The sequence below is a fragment of the uncultured Mobiluncus sp. genome (assembly GCF_947087965.1).
In the GTDB taxonomy this organism is placed as follows: domain Bacteria; phylum Actinomycetota; class Actinomycetes; order Actinomycetales; family Actinomycetaceae; genus Mobiluncus.
Genome location: NZ_CAMUES010000007.1, coordinates 16,579 through 35,687, shown reverse-complemented (window position 1 = coordinate 35,687; position 19,109 = coordinate 16,579). Strand labels below are relative to the sequence as shown.

Here is a 19,109-nt window from a genome sequence, read left to right as displayed (position 1 = left end):
GTCAAACCATTGGAACACCGCCAGCCACGAAACGCACCCGAACTGGGCAATCATTATCTTCCGCCGGGCGACACGCTGCCTCGCACCACCATGCCACCAACCGTCTTGTGCCACCGCCTCACCGGCCATCTCCTGCCACCGCGCTTACCGACCTTCTTGCCTCCCCCACCCCTAAAACCGTTGAAAAACCGGGGAATTCATGGTAAATCCCACTTGTGCTAGGCTTGGAATCCGGGAAAGTCCCGCCAATTTGCCACCCATCAGGAAGGCTATATATATGAATTCCCCTAGCCGTAAAGGCTTCGACACCTACCTTTTAGTTTCCGGATTTGCCCTGTTCGCCATGTTTTTCGGCGCGGGCAACCTGATATTTCCGTTCCAAGTCGGCGTCAGCGGCGGGGCCAACGTAATCCCCGCGGTCATCGGCATTTTGCTGACGGGCGTACTGTTCCCGGTGGCGGGGATGATGGCGGCCTCGACAGATGCTTATGGAGCCGGGCGGATTGCGGACCGCATCGGACACATTCCGGGGCTGATTTTGACCGTCGCGGTATTCCTGTTTTGTGGGATGTGCTACGCAATGCCCCGCGTGGCTACCGTGTCTTGGGAAATGGCTGTCCGGCCTTTGACCAGCCTCGGAGCCCAGAGCGGAGAGACTGCCGCGAATCATGTCGGGCTGTTTATTTACTCGTTGATTTTCTTTGCCATCGTGTTGATTCTGCTGAACCGTCCCGACCGGATGCTCGATCGTATAGGTCAGTACCTGACCCCGGCTCTACTGATTTTGCTGCTGGTGATGATTGCCATCGCAATGTTTAAACTGCCCAGTGTCGAGACACTCCACCCTGACCCGTCTTACCAGGCGTCGCCCTTTACCGCCGGGTTGATTACCGGCTACGGCACGATGGATGCCCTGGCCTCCCTGGTGTTCGGCGTCGTTATCATTACCCAGCTGCACGCTCACGGCTACAACGAAAAGCGTTCCGTGTTCCGGGCCACGACCTTTACTGCGGGTATTGCGGGAGCATCCCTGGCTATCGTTTACACGGGCTTGGCCTTCGTAGGTACCCGCGTGGCTGACCAAGAGATTGCTAACCCGGCTGCCGGTCTGTCCTTGGCAGCGCAAATGATTTTTGGTCCAATCGGGCAAATTTTGTTCTCGATTATCGTGTTCCTGGCCTGCTTGACCACCGCTACCGGACTGATGGGAGCCTCGACCCAATACTTCTGCGACCTGTTCCCGAAGGTTCATCGTTCGGCCATGCTGGGTATTCACGTGGTGGTTTCCCTGCTGGTGGCCAACCTGGGCTTAGAGAACATCCTGGCCATCGTGGTGACGATTGGTTTGGCGACCTACCCTCCGGCTATCTGCCTGATTCTCATCGCCCTGCTGGATTACACCATGAAACGCCAGCTGTTCTGGACCTACCGACTCTCCGCGTGGGTAGCCACCATCATCGGGATTTTTGAAGCTATCTCGACTTTCAAGCTGCCGGCTTGGGAAAACGTCAGCGGTTGGCAGCAGGCTCTGCAAGACGTTTTGCATGTCCTTCCGCTGGGCAGTGTCCAGATGGGCTGGCTGACCCCCGCTTTGGCCGGGGTCGCGGTAGGCATCGCCATCGACCTGCTCCACCCCGTTGATGTGTCTAAGCTGCCGGTTTCCCAGACTCCGACCGGGATTCCCGACCGGAACTCGGAGACGGACGACCTGCCGGCCGAGGGCTAACGGTCGCAAATCCGTAAATACACGTTGGGCACTGCAGATATCTGCAGTGCCCAACGGATTTAAGCCTGTGAACGGCTTTCGGAGCGCAACGCACCCCGAAAGCGTTGCTACTTCAGGGTAACGGTAGCGCCGACCTCTTCGAGGTCAGCCTTGGCCTTCTCAGCGTCTTCCTTCTTGGCACCTTCGAGGATGGCCTTGGGAGCGCCATCAACCAGGTCCTTGGCTTCCTTCAAGCCCAGGCCGGTCAGAGTCTTGACGACCTTGATAACCGGCACCTTGGAGGAGCCAGCGCTCTCGAGCACTACGTCAAACTCGGTCTTTTCCTCGCCACCAGCAGCTTCGCCACCAGCAGCCGGAGCGGCCGCCACGGCCACCGCAGCCGGAGCAGCGGCGGTCACGTCAAAGACCTCCTCGAACTTCTTAACGAAGTCAGAGATCTCAATCAGGGTCATATCCTTGAACACGTCGATCAGTTCATCAACAGTCATTTTCGCCATTTTAGGCATCCTTTCGGTTTATCCGCCTGGTGGTTCCTGTACACCGGGCGTTGCTCGCTAGGGCGAGCGCATTTCTCTTTGAATCTAGGTCTAAAGTAAAGCGCCTTAGGCCGCGAGTTTTTCGCGGTAGGCGTCGATGGTGCGAACCGTCTTGGAGGCCGAAGCCTGGAACAGCCCGGCAGCGCGAGTTTGCAGCGCCTTGAGCAATCCAGCGGACTTCGCCAGCAAAACTTCGCGGGATTCCAGGGAAGCGAGTTTCTTAACGGCGTCAGTATCGAGGATTTCCCCGTCCATGATGCCAGCCTTTAGAACCAGCGCCTTGTTATCCTTCGCAAAGGTATCCAGAGCCTTGGCGACGCTAACAACATCACCATCGGCCGGGACGAAAGCGATAGCGGTCGGCCCCACGAGATATTCGTCGAGACCTTCCAACCCCGCTTCCTTCATAGCCAGTTTCGCGAGCTTGTTCTTCGCTACGGAGTAACGTACTCCTACCCCAAGCGAGGTACGCAGCTCTTTCATCTGCTTTACGGTCAGACCACGGTATTCGGTCAAAATGACAGCGGCGGAGTCCTTCGCGGATGCCGCGAGAGACTGCACATCTGTGACTTTATCAGGCCTTGCCATGAGCCCTCCTTCCGTTTTTAGCCGGCGTCACGGAGTTTTGGGCAATAGAAAAGCCCCGGGCGCAAGATCCGGGGCGTACAGTTACGGTTTCCGCCCTCTCAGGGGTTTTGTCCCTGCACAAGGTCGGTGGGTACCGTTCGTGATTCGCTTATCGTTTCCTGCGCAGGCTCAGCTATCGCTGAATTATCCATTTGGACCGGCGGTCTTAGGCTCGTACAGACTAGCACATTGGCCGCCTGGAGCCAAATCTACGACTTCCCTTGATCCCGCGAAAACTCACCAGCACCCTAGGGGCGCGGGGTGCGCACCAGGAGCTGTTCGATGGCGTGGCGGCGACGGTTCAGAGTGGAGCCGGGCTGGTCGAACTTGGTGAACTGCCAAGGTGCCGCCAGACTCATGAACGTGTTAATGGCGACTTCCGGGCTGGTTTTCATACCGTCTTGCAGCCAGGAACGAATAATTACAAACGTGTTTTGCACCTGCTGTTCGGCGGCCATGGAAACCCACAGGTCACCGTTATCGTCCCCGGAATAGGTCACGTAATCCTGAACGTAGCGCCGCAGATATTGGTGAAAGTAATCACTGAAATAGCCGCGCGTCCCCGATGAAGGCACCTCAAGGAAAATATGCTCATAGACTTCGGCGTGACTGGCGATGTGTTCCAACAGTTCGATATAAATCTGGCGCCAGCGCAGCAGGTAGTTTTCCCGGCTGTCGCTGAGTAACTGGCCAATCGCAGGGAAGAATTCGTGAATTTCCGTCAGCAAACATTTGGCCAACAGTTCGGCAGGACTGGAGGCGTGGGCATAAAACGTGCCCCGGGACACACCCGCTGCTTTTGTCAGTTCCGACACTGACACGTCCTCGGGAGCCCGGGTGGCGCACAGCCGCAAAATGGCCTCGTTGAGGTTGACACGCGCGCGGGCATAGCGCGGATCCATCACAACTTTGCCGGTCGGAAAACTCAAAGGCTCGTTTCTTGCCACAAATTTATTGTGGCACAACCCGCGGGCAAGCCGAAACATTAAAAAGAATTACGCAACATCTTATTGAACACATGTCCAATAGTGTGTAATATAATTCCAGAAGCAAAGCGGCTTCATTTCAACTGCGGAAGAGGAACACTTATGGCACAACAGAGCGAAAAGACCTCGGGCATTTCCCGGCGGTCATTTTTACAATGGTCCGGTGTGGCTGCTGGAACCGCAACCTTGCTGAGCATGGAAGGCTCGCTGCCAGGCTCTTTGGCAGCCAACGCCGCCGCACCTGACGACACCAAGCTGGTGTGGTCGGCTTGTACCGTGAACTGTGGTTCGCGCTGCCCGTTGCAACTGCAGGTCAAGAACGGTCGGGTCGTGCGGGTTCTGCCTGACGACACCGGCACCAACGAACTCGGCTCGCAATCCGTGCGCGCCTGCGTCCGCGGTCGCTCCATTCGGCACCGGATTTACAATCCTGACCGGCTAAAGAAGCCGCTAAAGCGCAAGCCAGGCACGAAACGCGGCGCCGGCGAATGGGTTGAAATCAGCTGGGAACAAGCCCTGGACGAAATCGCCCAGAAGATGAAGGAACTCAAGTCCAAATACGGTAACGAAGCCTTTTACATCAACTACGGTACCGGCACCCTCGGATCTATCGTGTCGACCTCGTGGCCCCCGGACGTCTCCGCTTTTGCCCGCCTGATGAACTGCTGGGGCGGCTACCTGGATCACTACTCCGATTACTCCACCACGGAAATCACTACCGCCTACCCATACTTTTACGGGACTTGGTTTGGATCGAACTCGCTGGATGACGCGGCCCGTTCGAAGCTGCAGGTCATGTTCGGCAACAACCCGCTGGAAACCCGCATGAGCGGGGGCGGACTGACTTTCACCACGCTGGAGACAAAAAAGGCCTCCGGGGTGCGCACCATCATTATTGACCCGCGCTATTCCGAAACTGCCGTTGACTTAGCGGACGAGTGGGTGGCGTTGCGTCCGGGGACGGACGCGGCTCTCATTGCGGGCATGATTCACGTCATGCTCCAGGAAAACCTGCACGACCAAGCCTTCCTGGACACCTATTGTGTGGGCTTCGACGAAGCCCACATGCCGCCCGGCGCTCCCGCGAACGCTTCCTACCGCGCCTACATCGAGGGCAAGAAGGACGGCATCGAGAAAACCCCCCAGTGGGCCTCAGCCATAACCGGCGTGCCGGAGCAAACCATCCGCCAGCTGGCTCGTGAGATTGCCACCGCGAAACCCTGCGCGATTACCCAAGGCTGGGGCCCGCAACGCCACGCAAACGGGGAGAACGCCTCGCGCGCTATCTTCCTGCTGGCCTGCGTGACCGGCAACGTGGGTATCCCCGGTGGTGGTAACGGCGCCCGGGAATCCTCACCCGCACTCGGGGTCGGCAAGAACCTGACCACCTCGAAACCGAACCCGTCGATGAAGATTATCTCGGTGTTCTCGTGGCTGGACGCCATTGAGCACGGCGAAAATATGGACACGTTCAACTCGGGTGTAATGGAAAAACCCGAATTGGGAGTACGTAACTTTAAAGTCCCGGTCGATGACAACGGCAACCCCACCAACACGAAACTGGAAGTCCCCATTAAAATGGTGTGGCAATACGGTGGGAACTCGCTGGTCAACCAGACTGGGGAAAACGCCGCTTCCGTGAAAATCCTCCAAGACGAATCCAAGTGCGAACTCATCGTCGATTGCGACATTCAGATGACGGTGTCCTGCCGTTACGCCGATTACGTCCTGCCCGGCACTTCTGCCGCTGAGGAATGCGACTATCACGCCGGGGAAAACGGTGCGCCGATGGCTTATGGGATTGTTTCCTCCCAGGCCATCAAACCTCTGTATCAGTGCAAGGACGTTTACACGATTTGCACCGAGCTGGCGGACCGCCTGGGCGTAAAGGACGAGTTTACCGAAGGCAAGACCCGCGAAGATTGGCTGAAAGAGGCGATTGACACCGCTCGTGAGGACGACCCCGAACTGCCCACCTACGAGGAATGGAAAAAGATGGGCATCTACCGTCGCTACGAGGGGCCGGTCGTGTCGATGGAAGACTTCCGTACAGACCCGCAGGCCAACCCCCTGCCCACCCCCAGCGGAAAGATTGAAATCTATTCCCAGCGCATCGAACAGATGGCTACCAAGTGGACTTTCGACGATTTCCGGGAAAAGGCCGAGGGCGACCGGCTGGTACCGCTGCCCGAATACGTAGAGACTTGGGACGGCCCGGCAGCCGCCATGACCGGCAAGTATCCACTGCAATGTATCGGCCATCACTTCAAAGGCCGGACGCACTCAACGTATGGAAACGTGGATTGGCTGCGCGAGGCTCACCTGCAAACCATCTGGATTAACCCGATTGATGCCAAGGCTCGCGGGATTAAGAACGGCGACCTAGTGTTTGCCTACAACGACCGCGGTACCGTGAGGATTGAAGCGAAAGTCACTCCCCGCATTGCTCCCGGAGTCGTTTCCCTGCCTCAGGGCGCGTGGTATCACCCGGTCGACGCCTCCGAGGTGAAACCCCCGGCTGGAGCCAACCAGGATATTCCGGTGGACATCGGCGGAAACACCAACACTTTGTCCTCGCTGCACCCCTCGCCCCTGGCGCACGGCAACGCGGTACATACCATCACCGTGGAAATTGAAAAGGCTTAGGAGGACACATCATGGCTGAAAACTTCACCAAAGCTGGCGCCAAGTACGGGTTCTATTTCAATCAGACCCGCTGCAACGGCTGCAAAGCCTGCCAGATTGCCTGTATCGACAAACACGACCTACCGTTGGGCGTGCACTGGCGCAAAGTCGCGGAATACTCCGGCGGGACCTGGAAAGTCCAAGGCAACACCTTCCAACCGAAAGTGTTTGCCTACTACGTTTCCATCTCTTGCAACCACTGCGAATACCCGGTCTGCATGGAGGTTTGCCCCACCACCGCGATGAGCCGTCGCGAGGACGGCACTGTGTACGTGGACGAATCGAAGTGCGTGGGCTGCCGCTACTGCCAGTGGGCTTGCCCCTACGGCGCGCCCCAGCTCAACCCGGAGACCGGACACATGTCGAAGTGCGACCTGTGTTACGACTACCGTTCGGAGGGCAAAGACCCGGCTTGTGTGGCGGCCTGCCCCTCGCGCGCTTTGGAATGGGGACCCATCGAGGAACTCCGTAAGAAACACGGCAACCTCAACGGTATCGCCCCCCTGCCCGACCCGTCCTTGACGGAACCGCACCTGGTCATCGAAGCACACCGGGACGCGGAACCGTGGGACCAAGCCACCGGCGAAATCACCAACCCGAAGGAGATCTGAAAATGGAAGAACTCCCTATGATTCTGTTTACCGTCATCGCCCAGATGGCGATTGGGGCTTTTTGGGCTCTGGGCTTTGTCCAGTTGCTTGGACGGCTACGCAAACTGCCTGGTGAATCCATTGACCGGGTGACTGACACATCCTTGTTCGCGGTCGGACCGCTGCTGGTTCTCGGGTTCTTTGCGGCATTTTTCCACCTGAATGACCCGTTCCATGCGCCGTTTACGCTGTTGCACGTCGGCTCCTCCTGGCTCAGCCGCGAACTGTTAAGCGGGGTGCTGTTCGGCGGTTTCGGCTTCGTCTTTGCGGCGTGCCAGTGGAATAAGTGGTTGGGCCGTACTGTCCGCGATGTGCTGGCGGTCCTCACCGCCTTGAGCGGGCTGGCTCTGCTGGTCTCGATGAGCGGAGTGTACTGCTCACTGAGGACGATTCCCGCGTGGCACACCCCCGCGGTCCCCGTGTTCTTCTTTGCTTCGGCTCTGTTGACCGGTCCGCTCGCGGTGGCACTGAGCCTGTTGCTGGTGTGGAAAAAGGCGCTGTCCGCGTCCGAAGCCGCTCCCGAAGCAAAGGGATGGCGTTCGCATCTCGCGGTGGGCCAGATTGATGACGACCTGAAGTCGCTGGTGCATTCCGCTATGCAAATCCTCACCATCGTGGGAGCGGCCAGCGGTGTTGTCATCATGATTACCTACCCGGCTTACCTGTTGGGTCTGCATCAGCAGGGCGGGGCGGCGGCTCACGTAGCTGACGTCATCTCGGGTGGTTTCCTGACCTGCCGTCTGATTCTGTTGGGTATAGCGGTCGTTGGCGCAGGCGTGTTTGCGTTCACCCAAATTCGCTTGCATTCGCAGCCCACGACCGACTTGACCGTGTTGTTGTGCGGTTCGTTGTTGCTGGCGTTCATCAGCGAGCTCATGGGCCGAGCCGTCCACTACGAAGGCCTGTGGCATGTAGGCTTGAATACAGTGCAAAATGTTATCGCCCCCTAACCGGGGTCCTAGAGACAACTCGGTGGCTCCCGGCGCATAACCGGGAGCCACGCTTTACGACAGAAGGAAGATACCCATGAGTCAGCGCGTTGACGCCCCCTCTCTCGATGCTTTTGCGGCGTCTTTTCTGGTCCTGGGCCGGCTGCACCTGGGCCACGCGACCACGGACACCCGCCGCGACATCTACACGAACCTGTTGGACTGGCCCTTTTGGTCTGAACCGTCCCCCCTCCCCGAACTCGCTGACCTCCAGACGGACGCCCACGCCGCCCACACCCGCGGCATCGACCTGCTGCAACGCTCTTGGGAAAGCCACGAGGACGATGAGACGATTCGCATGGATCAGGATTTCCTCTACGGGGTTTCGGCCAACGCCCGAGTTTCGCCTTTCGAGTCGGTACATGTCGGTGAGGAGCAGCTAGTTTTCGATACTGAGACGATCCAAGTCCGGCTCTATTACTCGCGGCTGGGTTTGCAGGCTCCCCGGCTGCACACCGAACCGGATGACCACCTGGGACTGGAGTTCGCTTTTCTATCTCAGGGCTGTCAGCAAATGATGGCGGCGCTGGAACAGGACCGGACGGAGGATTACACCCGCGTGCGCGACATCGTGGCGGCTTTCACGGCCGAACACCCCTTGCGCTGGGTTCCCGCGACTTTGCGCGAGGCTGAGGCGCAGGCGCAAACCGCCTGGATGCAGGGGGTGGAGGCCCTGAGCTACGCCACTTTCGCATCTTGGTGCGTGGCTCTCTCGACGCGGGGTCTGATTCCACCCCAGGCTGTTGTGGATGGGTTCGCCGCTCTCTACCGAGGCGTTACGCAACGTCACAAGGGTGTTACGGCGGGTAAGTTTGGCGACCCGGGCGTCCCGGGGGCGTCTCGCGACGCGGGGGACACTGCCGCTCCTACCATCGACAAACCCGGCGAACCTAGTGAACCCGGACACCCCGGCGACCACACTTCGGAAAACTCCACGCGATGAAAGACTCCCTGCGTGAACTGCTGCGCTTTCTGTGTGCGAGGGAAGTTCCCGAAACCCTCATTCTGGCGTGCGACCACAGCCCCCGGCCGCGCGTTCCCCGCCGGGCATGCGCGCTGCATTACGATGCCTGCTGGGGTGAGGCGCCTTTGGGCTCACTCGCGCAGATTCTGGCACTAGGGGTGGGGCGCATTGCTTTCGTGCCGTGTTCGAGGGACGGTGGCTTGCGTCGGCTGCTACAGCTCGGCGAGGAAGTTTTTCCTGGCCGCTTGCGCCTGTGGGAGACACCGCACCAGGGCAGGTTTGCCGGAAAGTGGGTCGAGGTTTCGCAGCTGGGGGTGTCGCGGCGGTCTTTTTTGGGGCTATCCACCACGTGCGCCCTGGACTTGAACGCCAACTGGCAAGAACGTAGTGCTCAGGCTTTTGCTCTGCTGGGGGTGAGCGAGCCGCCGCCGGACCCGCCGCCGTCATGGACCTTGCAGGTCAGCACGTGCAGCGTTTGCGGGGTATGTGTCGCCGCGTGTCCACACCAGGCTTTGTCTCTCACGCCTGACCCCGCGGACGCCAACCTGCTGGCCCTCACCCAAGACCTGGCGCGCTGCGAAGCCGACGGCGCCTGCCTGAAACTGTGCCCACCACAAGCCCTGGCGGTACAAGACCACCCCACTTGGGCGGAAATCCACGATGGTGCCACCCGAACCCTGACTGCGGTGAACACGAAAGTCTGTCCCTCGTGCCACAACCGTTTCCCCGCCACTGCGGGCGAGCTCTGCCCCTTGTGCGCTTTTAGACAGGACCACCCTTTCGGCGCGCTCCCGCCTGACGTGTTCGGTATTGGCGCTCGCCCTGACGCGAGCGAAACCACAAGGAAAACCGAGCTCAACTAAGGGCCCAAATACACTGGTGGGGCCAAGGTTACCCCTGACCCCACCAGGAAAGACAGTGCCTATTCCTTAACCGCTAAGGACAGCGGAATCGAAGGACCCATCGTCGTCGAGATGGAAGCCTTCTTAATGTAACGGCCCTTGATGGTCGAGGGGCGCAGACGCTCAACTTCCTCCAGCACAGCGCGGAAGTTCTCGGCCAACTGAGCGGCCTCAAACGAACACTTACCGACGATGAACTGCAGGTTAGCGTGCTTGTCAACGCGGAACTCGATACGACCGCCCTTGATGTCCTTGACCGCTTTCGCCACGTCCATGGTGACGGTACCGGTCTTGGGGTTCGGCATCAGGCCGCGAGGACCGAGCACCTTACCCAAGCGACCGACCTTGCCCATCAAGTCAGGAGTCGCTACGGCCACATCAAAGTCGGTGTAGCCTTTGGAAACCTTCTCGATGAGTTCGTCCCCACCGACCTCGTCAGCGCCCGCGGCCTCGGCGTCAGCGGCCTTATCACCTACGGCAAAAACCAGGACCCGAGCGGTTTTGCCGGTGCCGTGAGGCAGAGAAACGGTGCCGCGCACCATCTGATCAGCCTTGCGGGGGTCAACGTTCAGACGCATCGCAACCTCAACGGTCGCGTCGAACTTCACGCTGGAAGTTTCCTTGACCAGCTTGAAGGCGTCGTCGATGGGATAGAGAGTGTCGGGAAGAATCTTCTTCGCGGCCTCGTTGTATTTCTTGGCGTGTTTCATGTTCTGCTCCTTACGCAGTCGTGGTGTGGGCAAACACTAAGCCCCTCCACAGTTTTTGACGATTAACCGACCGTGATGCCCATGGACCGAGCGGTACCCGCGATAATCTTTTTCGCGGCCTCGATGTCATTAGCGTTGAGGTCTTGCATTTTTTCCGAAGCGATCTTTTCTACCTGATCCCAGGTCAGATTCGCTACCTTGACGGTGTTCGGGGTGCCCGAACCCTTCTGAACGCCCGCGGCCTTGCGAATCATCTCGGAGGCCGGAGAGGTCTTCAGCACGTAGTCGAAGCTGTGATCCTCGTAAACGGTGATTTCCACAGGAACCACAGAGCCGCGCATCGACTCGGTCTTGGCGTTGTAGTCCTTGCAGAATTCCATAATGTTCACGCCGTGTTGGCTCAATGCCGGGCCAATCGGCGGTGCCGGGTTTGCCCCACCGGCCTGAATCTGGAGCTTGATAACTCCGATGACTTTCTTCTTAGCCATATTTTTGGGTCCTTTTCCATAGGGGCGTCGACCTGGCAGGTCTCCACCCAAACTTTTTCAACTTCGTGAAGGCCGTGATGACACGGCTCTCACTCGGTCTGCATCGTTTTCTCGCGGTGATTTCCCGCGAGACGCCGCCCTTTTACGGGCAGCAAAAGGCGCGCGCCATCAAGACACACAAGGAAATATTCTAACGCCCCCCCGGCTTTTACACCAATTTAGCCGATTCCCAAGTGTGCGGCGGAGGGCCGCGGCAAAAACACCAGAATCACGTAGAACCCCAGCAACACCAGGAACCCGAAGTGCAGGCCTAGTGCCGCCAGCAACAACCCCAACAGCAGCGGCGTCACGATAGCGCCAATCCCAGAAAGGGAACTGATGATTGCGGCGGCATATTGCTTTTGTAGCCCTGGCAAGCCGGAAAACTCAGTCGCGCTGATGGGGTACAGACAGCTCACCCCCAGTCCGCTGATGAACAAACCGACCACCGCGACACCGACAGAGGGCACAAAAGCAACTGCAGCCGTACCGCAGAATCCTAGACCCACAAAGACCCACCAGGCTCCGTAGTGCCGCGCAAAGACAGCCCCACCCAGACGGCCCCCCGCCATGCCGACCGCAAACGCGGTCGCCAAGCCCGAGGCCAATGCCAGCTCTACCCCCAGCTCCTGCAGGCGCGTCACCGCCCAGGCATACATGGCAAACTCGACTCCGGCCGTAAAAATGAGCCGCAGGATTTGGGAAGTAAACAACCACTTGGAGGGCTTCGCGCTGGGAGTTCGGGAGACGCTGGAGCTACGGGAGTCCGCAGAAGTGCTGGGCTCACCGGGTTTTACGTCCTCAACAGCGGGAGTGGGCTGGCCGCTGGCGACATCACCCGTTACGTACGGCGACCCGGTTGGCGTGCTCAAACCCTTTTGCAACACCTGCCGGAATGGCACGGCCGGGAGTCTCCACCCCCACACCAAAGTCGGCACGGCCATCAGCAAAACAAACCATAGCGCCATGCGGCCAAAACCGGGAAATACGCGCTCGACTAGGGCAAACAGCACCGTGGTAGCAATCGACACCGATGAGCCAATCCCGACGGTCAATGACAGGTACTTCGTTCCCTCTGAACCGACAAAGGTACCGGCTACCGCGGCCGAAACCGTCGTGCCTCCCAGGCAAGCCAAAGTTACCCCCACCAAGCTGACCTCAATCGAGGGGCTCCACGCCACCATCGCGGTTCCCATCAGGACCAACAGCGGGGCAATCCGCAGCGACCAGACTGGACCGTTGCGCATCACCCAGGGCGCCAGCAACCCCGACACCAGCATGCCAAAGCCGTAGGCAGCGCCCAGCCAGGTGAAAGCCTCGGGCTTCACGCCAAGGTCGCGCGACAGGGTGGCGATGAGAGAACCGGCAGCGGTGACGTAAAATCCTGCCATCGACAGCCCCACTGCCATCGGCGGGAACATTCGCTTTTGGTCGTGCCAGATTTCGGGCCCTATGTATGCGGGGTTCTGAGGCTTTTTTGTGGTCATGTCATACCTTCATTTTCTCGCGGCGACCGGACGCGGTTGACGGGGAAAGAAAACAAAGATAATGGCCACGACCAGGGCTATTGCCAGGAATCCAGCGGATCCCGCAAAAGACATCACGTAGCCGTAGCTCCAGGCGTCTGCTAAGCTCAGGTCCGCCCCCGGCGTGGTAGCTTCCAGCCCGTCGGTCGCTCCAAAGAACACACCGGTGAGAATGGCAGAGCCGATGGCGGTAAAGATGCGCTGGCCGGTTTGCTGGATTCCTCCGGCGATACCGCCCCGCGAGGGCGAAACCTCCAGCATTGTCTGGGTTTGGTTTGCCGAACCCATCGAACCCGAGCCGAAACCCAACACCGCCAGTCCGATACTGATGAGCCACACGGAACCGCCGCGGGCAAACAGCACCGCCAGCACTGCGGTCAACACCACCCCCACCAGCATTATCGCCAGCGACCAAGCTTGAATAACCCGGCCGTGCTTGATGGTCTGGCGAGCCACCGCGATGGAAGTCACTCCGGACAGGATTGCGCCGGGCATTCCGCTGAGACCCGTAATGAGCGCGGTTTGACCAAAACCGTTTTGCAAGAACATGGCGTTGATGGCGTAGACGGAGGGCACGCCCAAGAATTGGATGGCGCCAATCGCGCTGGCAAAGCTATAGGAGGGGATTTTGAACAGCCGCAAGCTCACCATCGGGTAACGTCCCCGGGCCTCATAAGCCCGTTCCCACCAGACCCACAGGACGAACACGGTGAGAGACGCGGGAATCAGGACGAAACGCCACAGCGTCCCGGTGGTTACGAAAGGCAGCATAATGCCGATGACCGCCGCCCCCAGCAGAATCATCCCCAGCGGGTCAAGGTCGACGCGGGAACGCTTCGGGGCTTTTTTACCGGACTTAACGGCCCGGGCAATGTCGGCTTCCAAGGCTTCGATGCGCGCGCGGCGCGCAAAGATACGTTCCCGTTTGAACGGCAGCCACAACACCGCACAAATGACCCCAATCAGGCCCAACGGCAAGTTCAGGGAAAACGCGAGTCGCCAGCCTTGTTCCCGGCCAAAAATCGCAATCAAGATACCCGCCAGCATCGGGCCCAAAGCCACGGTAACGGACACGACCAAACCCATCAGGGCATAGGCCATGGCTCGGGCTTGGCCGGAAAAATACTGTTGAATAATTCCCGCGGTCTGGGGACTAAAGATACCGGCCGCGAATCCTTGCAAGATTCGCATCCAGTCCAGCATCGACCCGGAAGTTGAAATAGCGCACAGGAACGAGGACACGGAAAACAGCGCGAGGCCCAGGACAAACAGGAGCGAGCGACCAAACAAGTCGCCAAGGCGCCCCATCGGCACCATCGCCAGCCCTATAGCCAGGGCATACCCGGAAATGACCCATTGCACCTCTTGGGCACTGGCTCCGATAGAGTCGGGGAGCACTGCGAGGGCGACGTTCACGGTGGAGACTTGCAACAGGGTCAAAGCCAGTCCCATCAGAACCACGACCAGAATCAGTGAGGTGCGATATTTCTTGGAGGAACCGGGGACAGTGACAATCCGCGGGTCACCGTCGTTAGTCTCGTGAGGAACCTGCGGGCTGCTGTTTTCATCGAAGAGTTCGCCGTTTTCGCCGGGAACTTCGGTATTCTTTGCCATGTGCCGCCTGCGATTTCTGTGCCGTAAAAATAACCCAGAATAAAGTGGTGGTGGCGGGTAAGGGATTCGAACCCCTGAAGCATTGCGCAGCTGATTTACAGTCAGTCCCCTTTGGCCACTCGGGAAACCCGCCATACGCTGAAAGCGCCCAACTAGGCTACCAGATACGCCGCTATTTTCGCAAACGTCGGTTCGGAGCGGAGTTTTGTGGATTATAGGGGGAGACTAGCCGGGTAGCTGCCAATAATGGCAGCTACCGCCCAAATCCCCCGGTTTATTGACAACCCTAGCGGGTATCCCCGGATTCTCACCAGCGTTGGAAACCGCTGAGGCTATTGCATAAACGACCGATTTCGAGTTGGAATCCGCAGTCGCGCCCGACGTTCTGTTCATAAAACTGCTGGTAGGCACATTTTCGAGTCGGTGAGGTTATGCTCGGAGGCGGTGAAATCGGTCATTCGCGCCGGGTAGTGCGAATCTGGGTGATTCGCAAAACGCTACAAAATGACCGGCTCGGGAACCAGGGTAACCCCATAAGCCCCCTGCACCGCGGCAATGATATGGCTGGCCAGAGCCTGAATGTCCGCGGCCGTGGCGTTGCCGCGGTTTGTCAGCGCCAGGACGTGTTTAGTCGAGACTCCCGCGCCCGCACCCGGCAGGATAAATCCTTTCGTAATGCCGGAGTGCTCGATGAGCCAGGCAGCAGACAGTTTCACGCCCACCTCCCCGGCACGGCCCGGCAGCGCCGCCTCCCAGCGGGGAGCGTCCTGAGGCAGTCTCAAAGCCGCGGCCGCCTCGACCGGCAATATCGGATTGGTAAAGAACGACCCTACCGACCAGGTGTCATGGTCGGATGGGTCCAGAACCATGCCTTTGGAATGCCGCAGTTCCAGCACTGCCGTGCGAATCTGGGCCGCCGGTACGACCGTGCCCATCGACACTCCGAGCGCCCCCGCCAACTGGGCGTAACGAACGGGTGTGCCCCCGCCGCGCTGCAGCACAAAATCGACTTCCAGCACAATCCACCGCCCGGTGGCGGGGTTTGTCCCGGGGCGTGCCGGCGCAAACCGCGGCATTCCAGAACCAGCTTCGACCTGGAGTCGAGACTGTTTGAGTAGGGAATCTCGGTAGCCGAACCGGAGGTCCGCAGCGCTCAAATACACCAGCCGGCGCTCCTGGCGGTCCCACGCGGTGACTCCCAGCAGGCAGTCCGCGACTTCCCCTCCGTAAGCCCCGATATTTTGCACGGGCGCCGCCCCGACCACGCCGGGGATTCCGCTCAGCGCCTCCAGTCCGGAAAACCCTTGCGTCACACAAAACTCGACCAGTCGGTCCCAAGCCAGCCCCCCGGACACGCTGAGAAATACGCACGAGGGCGTGGCGGTGGCGAGCTGCTGAGCTTTCGCCACGACCGCAGCGGCATCACGAATGCCGTTAGACACATCAGGGCGCAGCTCAGTGTCGGGTTCACGTCCCTGAGATGGTTGCTCCCCGCCAGCGCGCAAGTCGCTGAACTCCTGCAAGGTCAACACCCGCACGTCCTCGCGACCATCGCGAAGCACTAATCCAGGAAACTCGCCGTCCACCGGCACCAGGTTCGACCCTCCGCCCAGGAACAACAGCGGCTCCCCGTCCGCATCAGCCTGCGCAATCACCTGAATCAGCTCGTCACGCCGCGTACTCAGCAAAAAGCGGCGCGCTTCTCCCCCTACGCGCAAAGTACATAATTCTGCCAATCGCACTGATTAAGTCTCCTTTATCCCCATGCGCCACCCTTGGTACGGGACGTGTCCGCTAGGGCAGTTCTTCGATTTCAGCTTCGCCCTCAACGAATTCTTCGTACTGTCTCGGGGCGGGTCGCGGCTTGGCAAAGGTCGGCGGGTACACGGCCCGAGGGTCGATTCCTTCATCGGCCGCTTCCATGTTCATCGGGGCGTTGGGCTGCACGGGAGGAGGAACGTTCGGTCCGGCGGGGTTCACAAGGCCGGGATTTTGGGGAAATCCCGGATTCGCTTGCGGAACGGGTTGGCCAGGGTTCGCCGGTGCGCCCGGGACCTGCGGGCCGGGCTGGCCATAGTTGGCTGGTGGGTTTGGAAGCTGCGGACCGGGCTGGCCCCAGTTAACCAGGGGGTGCAGGGACGGTGGCGACGCGGGAGCGCCCACGGTGGAGTAGCCTTCCATCGTTCGCACCACAAAGGGATAACCCGGTGCAGCCTGATGTTCTGACGCCGCAGGATTCGCGGGATTCACGGGATTGTTTAGCATCGGCGTGCCAACTCCAGCTGGGGCTCCGAGCCCGGCCGGACCCATCGGCGCGCTTCCCGATACCGGCGCACTAGGCTCCGTGGGGGCATCGGGCATAGCTGGCGTAGTTCCCGCACCCGGCCCCGCTGGCGCGCCTAAACCGGGAACTTGAGGTCCGCCAGGCTGGCTGGGGAACCCTGCGTTCTGGGGTTCGCTGCCCGGCCAGTTATTCGCGGGACCCGCTTCACCAGCACCCATCCCTCCGGGGGAAAGGGGGTCACCAGGAATCGGGAACACCCCGCCCTGCGGACCCGCCTCGGGCTGACCGGGGAACATAGATCCTTCCGGACCTGCCCCGGAAACCGCCGCGGGATTCCCGGGAACCTCCGAGGATGCACCATTGGTCCCGCCCGCATCCAAGTAACCGTAAGGCTGTGGATTGGGAATAGTGGGCGCACCGTTGGGCCAGCCCCAAGGATATGCTCCGTAAGCCCCAGCCATGTTTGGATTCATCTGCCAATATCCCGCCGCGCTGTAGCCGTAAGGGTCGTAGCCATACCCGCCGTAAGGGTCGGAATACCCGGGATCCCCATATAACTCCGCATAAGGGTTGGCCGTCCCGTAGCTGTAGCCGTCCGCATAAGACTGCGCATAAGGGTCGGTTCCGAAGTCTGCGTAGGGGTTGGCGGAGCCGCCGTACGGGTTGGCATATCCGTAGGGGTCATAGGCATAAGGGTCAAAGCCAAACGTTTTGATGGCCAGTTCCTGCATTTCCTTTTGCTTTTCCCATGCCTTTTCCTGGCGTTCCATCTCGTCTTTTTCTTTGTAGAACTCGCCCCATTCCTGTAAAGTTTGCGAATCCAAACCAACCGCGGTGTCGTTGACGGACTGACCCAACAGGTGCGCCAAGCCCGAATCCAGAGGTTCACCTTCCTCTGCCTGTCCTTCGGGCAACCCAACAGTGTCCCCAAGTTCACCGCCCTGGGCCAGCGCGGGATTGGGGTTCATCGGAATCAAGTTGGATGCCACGCCCTCATTCAAAGCTACACGGTGTTCCACCAGTTCCCGTACAGCTTGGCGAATCTCCGCCAATCCCTTGCGTTCCTCCGGGGTCAATCCCACTCCTGCACGGGCAGCCAATTTGGACATATACGTGAAAGCCTGGGCGACTTCTTCGGGAGCCGAACCGGAGCCGGGAGCGGTCAGCAGATCTTTTTGGGGATTTTCCAGCGTGGACACAAACAGATTTTTCCTCGGCTGGGGTATAGATCCCTTAATAAGTTCGTCCTCGTCATAGTCCAACATGTTCCGGAAATTTTCCAAGCTGAACAGATTCGGGTCACGTTTTTCACTCATCACCTTGTCTCTCAGCGCCTTCATGAGGCGTCGAGACGGATCCATCTTGCGCATAAACCACCAGGTCGGAATGCAGGCGATAGCCAACGAGCTCAAAGACACCGCCCAGCTCAACACCAGAGATACAGCTGAGATAGCGAACGGCCCGCTTTCATATTGAAGTTGCGCCAGGAACTGCAGACACCGCGACACTCCCGCACCCAAAATGAACGTGGCGAACTTTTGCACATTGTTCAAGTCCTCGCGGCGTAGCGCCATATCCACCGCCAGCGGCACTCCCGGGACGGGATTCCGCCACGAGATGCGGTACTGGATATATACCGCCATAGTCAGGAAGATGATGCCTTCAATCAGGTAATACCCTGCCGCGGCTAGAATTTCTTCGCTCGAAATGGAGGCATTCGGCCTTTCAAACGCGATTCCGCCCACCACCATCATGATTTCGGTCGCTATCCAGATGAGGATATACACCAGCCACGCCCGCAACCGGAAGCGCGGGCTGATGACCCAGTTGCGATTCGGCAACCAGTTCAGGGGCCGGGGAAACCACACGTGAACCATCAACAGGTAAGGCAATTGGAAAGCGACCCCCACCAACAGCACCAGCATGGTATTCATCGAGTTAAACGCGTTTTGCGTCAACAACCCGGAGTTGTACAAGCTGATGAGGGCAGCCGGGCTGAGCATTACGGTAATCAGGGCGAAAGACAGGGCGACACGTAAAGTCCACTCCATCTGGAGGATAGCTCGGCGGTGGTGCATCGGCATGGTTCGGGGAACCTGGGGCCGAAATGGAACCATGATGATAAAAATTGCCAGCATGATTGGCAATGGCCCGAACTTGGTAAAAATCTGGAATGCCCAGGCCACCCCATTGGAGGGGAAGGTCAGCCATTCATCAAACACTGCGACGCCTTCCCGCTGGTGATTCCAAATGCTGCCCACCGGGCAGATTGCTGAGAGTTTGCCGGCAACAGGCTTTCGGCCGTTTCCGAGGCAGCTTCTCCAGGATTAGCTAGAGGCACCCAGCAAAACTCCTCGCCATCCCGGAAAGTAACTATCATCAG

At 59.3% G+C, this 19,109-nt stretch carries 16 protein-coding genes and 1 tRNA gene; 6 read left to right on the top strand and 11 right to left on the bottom strand.

The features are described from left to right. Nucleotides 1-277: 277 nt before the first annotated feature. Nucleotides 278-1,726 (top strand): branched-chain amino acid transport system II carrier protein, encoded by a 1,449-nt coding sequence (gene brnQ, locus Q0V70_RS07840; RefSeq protein WP_297590442.1) that lies wholly within the window; start codon nucleotides 278-280, stop codon nucleotides 1,724-1,726. Between the two features lie 107 nt (nucleotides 1,727-1,833). Here brnQ and rplL read toward each other — a convergent pair whose 3' ends face one another. The 3 genes from rplL to Q0V70_RS07825 all read right to left on the bottom strand — a co-directional run bounded on the left by rplL (nucleotide 1,834) and on the right by Q0V70_RS07825 (nucleotide 3,836). After that, nucleotides 1,834-2,223 (bottom strand): 50S ribosomal protein L7/L12, encoded by a 390-nt coding sequence (rplL, locus tag Q0V70_RS07835; RefSeq protein ID WP_297590438.1) that lies wholly within the window; start codon nucleotides 2,221-2,223, stop codon nucleotides 1,834-1,836. A 105-nt stretch (nucleotides 2,224-2,328) separates the two neighbouring features. After that, nucleotides 2,329-2,850 (bottom strand): 50S ribosomal protein L10, encoded by a 522-nt coding sequence (gene rplJ, locus Q0V70_RS07830; RefSeq protein WP_282921048.1) that lies wholly within the window; start codon nucleotides 2,848-2,850, stop codon nucleotides 2,329-2,331. Between the two features lie 287 nt (nucleotides 2,851-3,137). Beyond that, on the bottom strand, nucleotides 3,138-3,836 hold the full coding sequence (locus tag Q0V70_RS07825) for a TetR/AcrR family transcriptional regulator (protein ID WP_297590436.1): 699 nt from the start codon (nucleotides 3,834-3,836) through the stop codon (nucleotides 3,138-3,140). Between the two features lie 141 nt (nucleotides 3,837-3,977). On the opposite strand from Q0V70_RS07825, the gene Q0V70_RS07820 reads away from it, so the two are divergent. The 5 genes from Q0V70_RS07820 to Q0V70_RS07800 all read left to right on the top strand — a co-directional run bounded on the left by Q0V70_RS07820 (nucleotide 3,978) and on the right by Q0V70_RS07800 (nucleotide 10,026). Further along, a complete protein-coding gene (locus Q0V70_RS07820) occupies nucleotides 3,978-6,521 on the top strand; it encodes a DMSO/selenate family reductase complex A subunit (protein ID WP_297590433.1) in 2,544 nt (847 codons plus the stop codon). 11 nt (nucleotides 6,522-6,532) lie between these two features. Further along, nucleotides 6,533-7,171 (top strand): DMSO/selenate family reductase complex B subunit, encoded by a 639-nt coding sequence (locus Q0V70_RS07815; protein WP_297590430.1) that lies wholly within the window; start codon nucleotides 6,533-6,535, stop codon nucleotides 7,169-7,171. Nucleotides 7,172-7,173: 2 nt separating this feature from the next. After that, on the top strand, nucleotides 7,174-8,160 hold the full coding sequence (locus tag Q0V70_RS07810) for a DmsC/YnfH family molybdoenzyme membrane anchor subunit (protein ID WP_297590427.1): 987 nt from the start codon (nucleotides 7,174-7,176) through the stop codon (nucleotides 8,158-8,160). Nucleotides 8,161-8,236: 76 nt separating this feature from the next. Further along, the gene (locus tag Q0V70_RS07805) at nucleotides 8,237-9,142 is read left to right on the top strand and encodes a molecular chaperone (protein WP_297590424.1); all 906 of its coding nucleotides are present in this window, start codon (nucleotides 8,237-8,239) and stop codon (nucleotides 9,140-9,142) included. Beyond that, on the top strand, nucleotides 9,139-10,026 hold the full coding sequence (locus tag Q0V70_RS07800) for a 4Fe-4S dicluster domain-containing protein (RefSeq protein ID WP_297590421.1): 888 nt from the start codon (nucleotides 9,139-9,141) through the stop codon (nucleotides 10,024-10,026). The genes Q0V70_RS07805 and Q0V70_RS07800 overlap by 4 nt, the downstream gene beginning before the upstream one ends. Nucleotides 10,027-10,085: 59 nt before the next feature. Here Q0V70_RS07800 and rplA read toward each other — a convergent pair whose 3' ends face one another. The 8 genes from rplA to Q0V70_RS07760 all read right to left on the bottom strand — a co-directional run bounded on the left by rplA (nucleotide 10,086) and on the right by Q0V70_RS07760 (nucleotide 19,106). Further along, complete coding sequence (rplA, locus tag Q0V70_RS07795) at nucleotides 10,086-10,775, bottom strand: 50S ribosomal protein L1 (RefSeq protein WP_282921040.1); 690 nt, start codon at nucleotides 10,773-10,775, stop codon at nucleotides 10,086-10,088. Nucleotides 10,776-10,837: 62 nt separating this feature from the next. Continuing rightward, on the bottom strand, nucleotides 10,838-11,263 hold the full coding sequence (gene rplK, locus Q0V70_RS07790; RefSeq protein WP_282921039.1) for a 50S ribosomal protein L11: 426 nt from the start codon (nucleotides 11,261-11,263) through the stop codon (nucleotides 10,838-10,840). 218 nt (nucleotides 11,264-11,481) lie between these two features. Beyond that, nucleotides 11,482-12,789, bottom strand: a complete 1,308-nt coding sequence (locus Q0V70_RS07785) for a sugar MFS transporter (RefSeq protein ID WP_297590418.1) — start codon at nucleotides 12,787-12,789, stop codon at nucleotides 11,482-11,484. 9 nt (nucleotides 12,790-12,798) lie between these two features. Beyond that, nucleotides 12,799-14,442 carry an MFS transporter gene (locus Q0V70_RS07780; RefSeq protein WP_297590416.1) on the bottom strand — a complete coding sequence of 548 codons (1,644 nt, stop codon included), beginning with the start codon at nucleotides 14,440-14,442 and terminating at the stop codon, nucleotides 12,799-12,801. A 48-nt stretch (nucleotides 14,443-14,490) separates the two neighbouring features. Continuing rightward, nucleotides 14,491-14,575, bottom strand: a tRNA-Tyr gene (locus tag Q0V70_RS07775). Nucleotides 14,576-14,939: 364 nt separating this feature from the next. Then, complete coding sequence (locus Q0V70_RS07770; protein ID WP_297590414.1) at nucleotides 14,940-16,184, bottom strand: UDP-N-acetylmuramate dehydrogenase; 1,245 nt, start codon at nucleotides 16,182-16,184, stop codon at nucleotides 14,940-14,942. A gap of 52 nt (nucleotides 16,185-16,236) precedes the next feature. Beyond that, complete coding sequence (locus Q0V70_RS07765) at nucleotides 16,237-18,948, bottom strand: translation initiation factor 2 (RefSeq protein ID WP_297590412.1); 2,712 nt, start codon at nucleotides 18,946-18,948, stop codon at nucleotides 16,237-16,239. Further along, nucleotides 18,930-19,106, bottom strand: a complete 177-nt coding sequence (locus Q0V70_RS07760; protein WP_297590409.1) for a hypothetical protein — start codon at nucleotides 19,104-19,106, stop codon at nucleotides 18,930-18,932. Before Q0V70_RS07760 ends, Q0V70_RS07765 begins: the two co-directional genes overlap by 19 nt. Nucleotides 19,107-19,109: the final 3 nt, after the last annotated feature.

Excerpts from the sequence above, each read along its gene's own strand:
- Q0V70_RS07815 (WP_297590430.1), top strand. The coding sequence starts at position 6,533 with ATGGCTGAAAACTTCACCAAAGCTGGCGCCAAGTACGGGTTCTATTTC.
- Q0V70_RS07780 (WP_297590416.1), bottom strand. The coding sequence starts at position 14,442 with ATGGCAAAGAATACCGAAGTTCCCGGCGAAAACGGCGAACTCTTCGAT.
- rplA (WP_282921040.1), bottom strand. The coding sequence starts at position 10,775 with ATGAAACACGCCAAGAAATACAACGAGGCCGCGAAGAAGATTCTTCCC.
- Q0V70_RS07785 (WP_297590418.1), bottom strand. The coding sequence starts at position 12,789 with ATGACCACAAAAAAGCCTCAGAACCCCGCATACATAGGGCCCGAAATC.
- rplJ (WP_282921048.1), bottom strand. The coding sequence starts at position 2,850 with ATGGCAAGGCCTGATAAAGTCACAGATGTGCAGTCTCTCGCGGCATCC.
- rplK (WP_282921039.1), bottom strand. The coding sequence starts at position 11,263 with ATGGCTAAGAAGAAAGTCATCGGAGTTATCAAGCTCCAGATTCAGGCC.
- rplL (WP_297590438.1), bottom strand. The coding sequence starts at position 2,223 with ATGGCGAAAATGACTGTTGATGAACTGATCGACGTGTTCAAGGATATG.
- Q0V70_RS07810 (WP_297590427.1), top strand. The coding sequence starts at position 7,174 with ATGGAAGAACTCCCTATGATTCTGTTTACCGTCATCGCCCAGATGGCG.
- Q0V70_RS07800 (WP_297590421.1), top strand. The coding sequence starts at position 9,139 with ATGAAAGACTCCCTGCGTGAACTGCTGCGCTTTCTGTGTGCGAGGGAA.
- brnQ (WP_297590442.1), top strand. The coding sequence starts at position 278 with ATGAATTCCCCTAGCCGTAAAGGCTTCGACACCTACCTTTTAGTTTCC.
- Q0V70_RS07805 (WP_297590424.1), top strand. The coding sequence starts at position 8,237 with ATGAGTCAGCGCGTTGACGCCCCCTCTCTCGATGCTTTTGCGGCGTCT.
- Q0V70_RS07820 (WP_297590433.1), top strand. The coding sequence starts at position 3,978 with ATGGCACAACAGAGCGAAAAGACCTCGGGCATTTCCCGGCGGTCATTT.
- Q0V70_RS07760 (WP_297590409.1), bottom strand. The coding sequence starts at position 19,106 with ATGATAGTTACTTTCCGGGATGGCGAGGAGTTTTGCTGGGTGCCTCTA.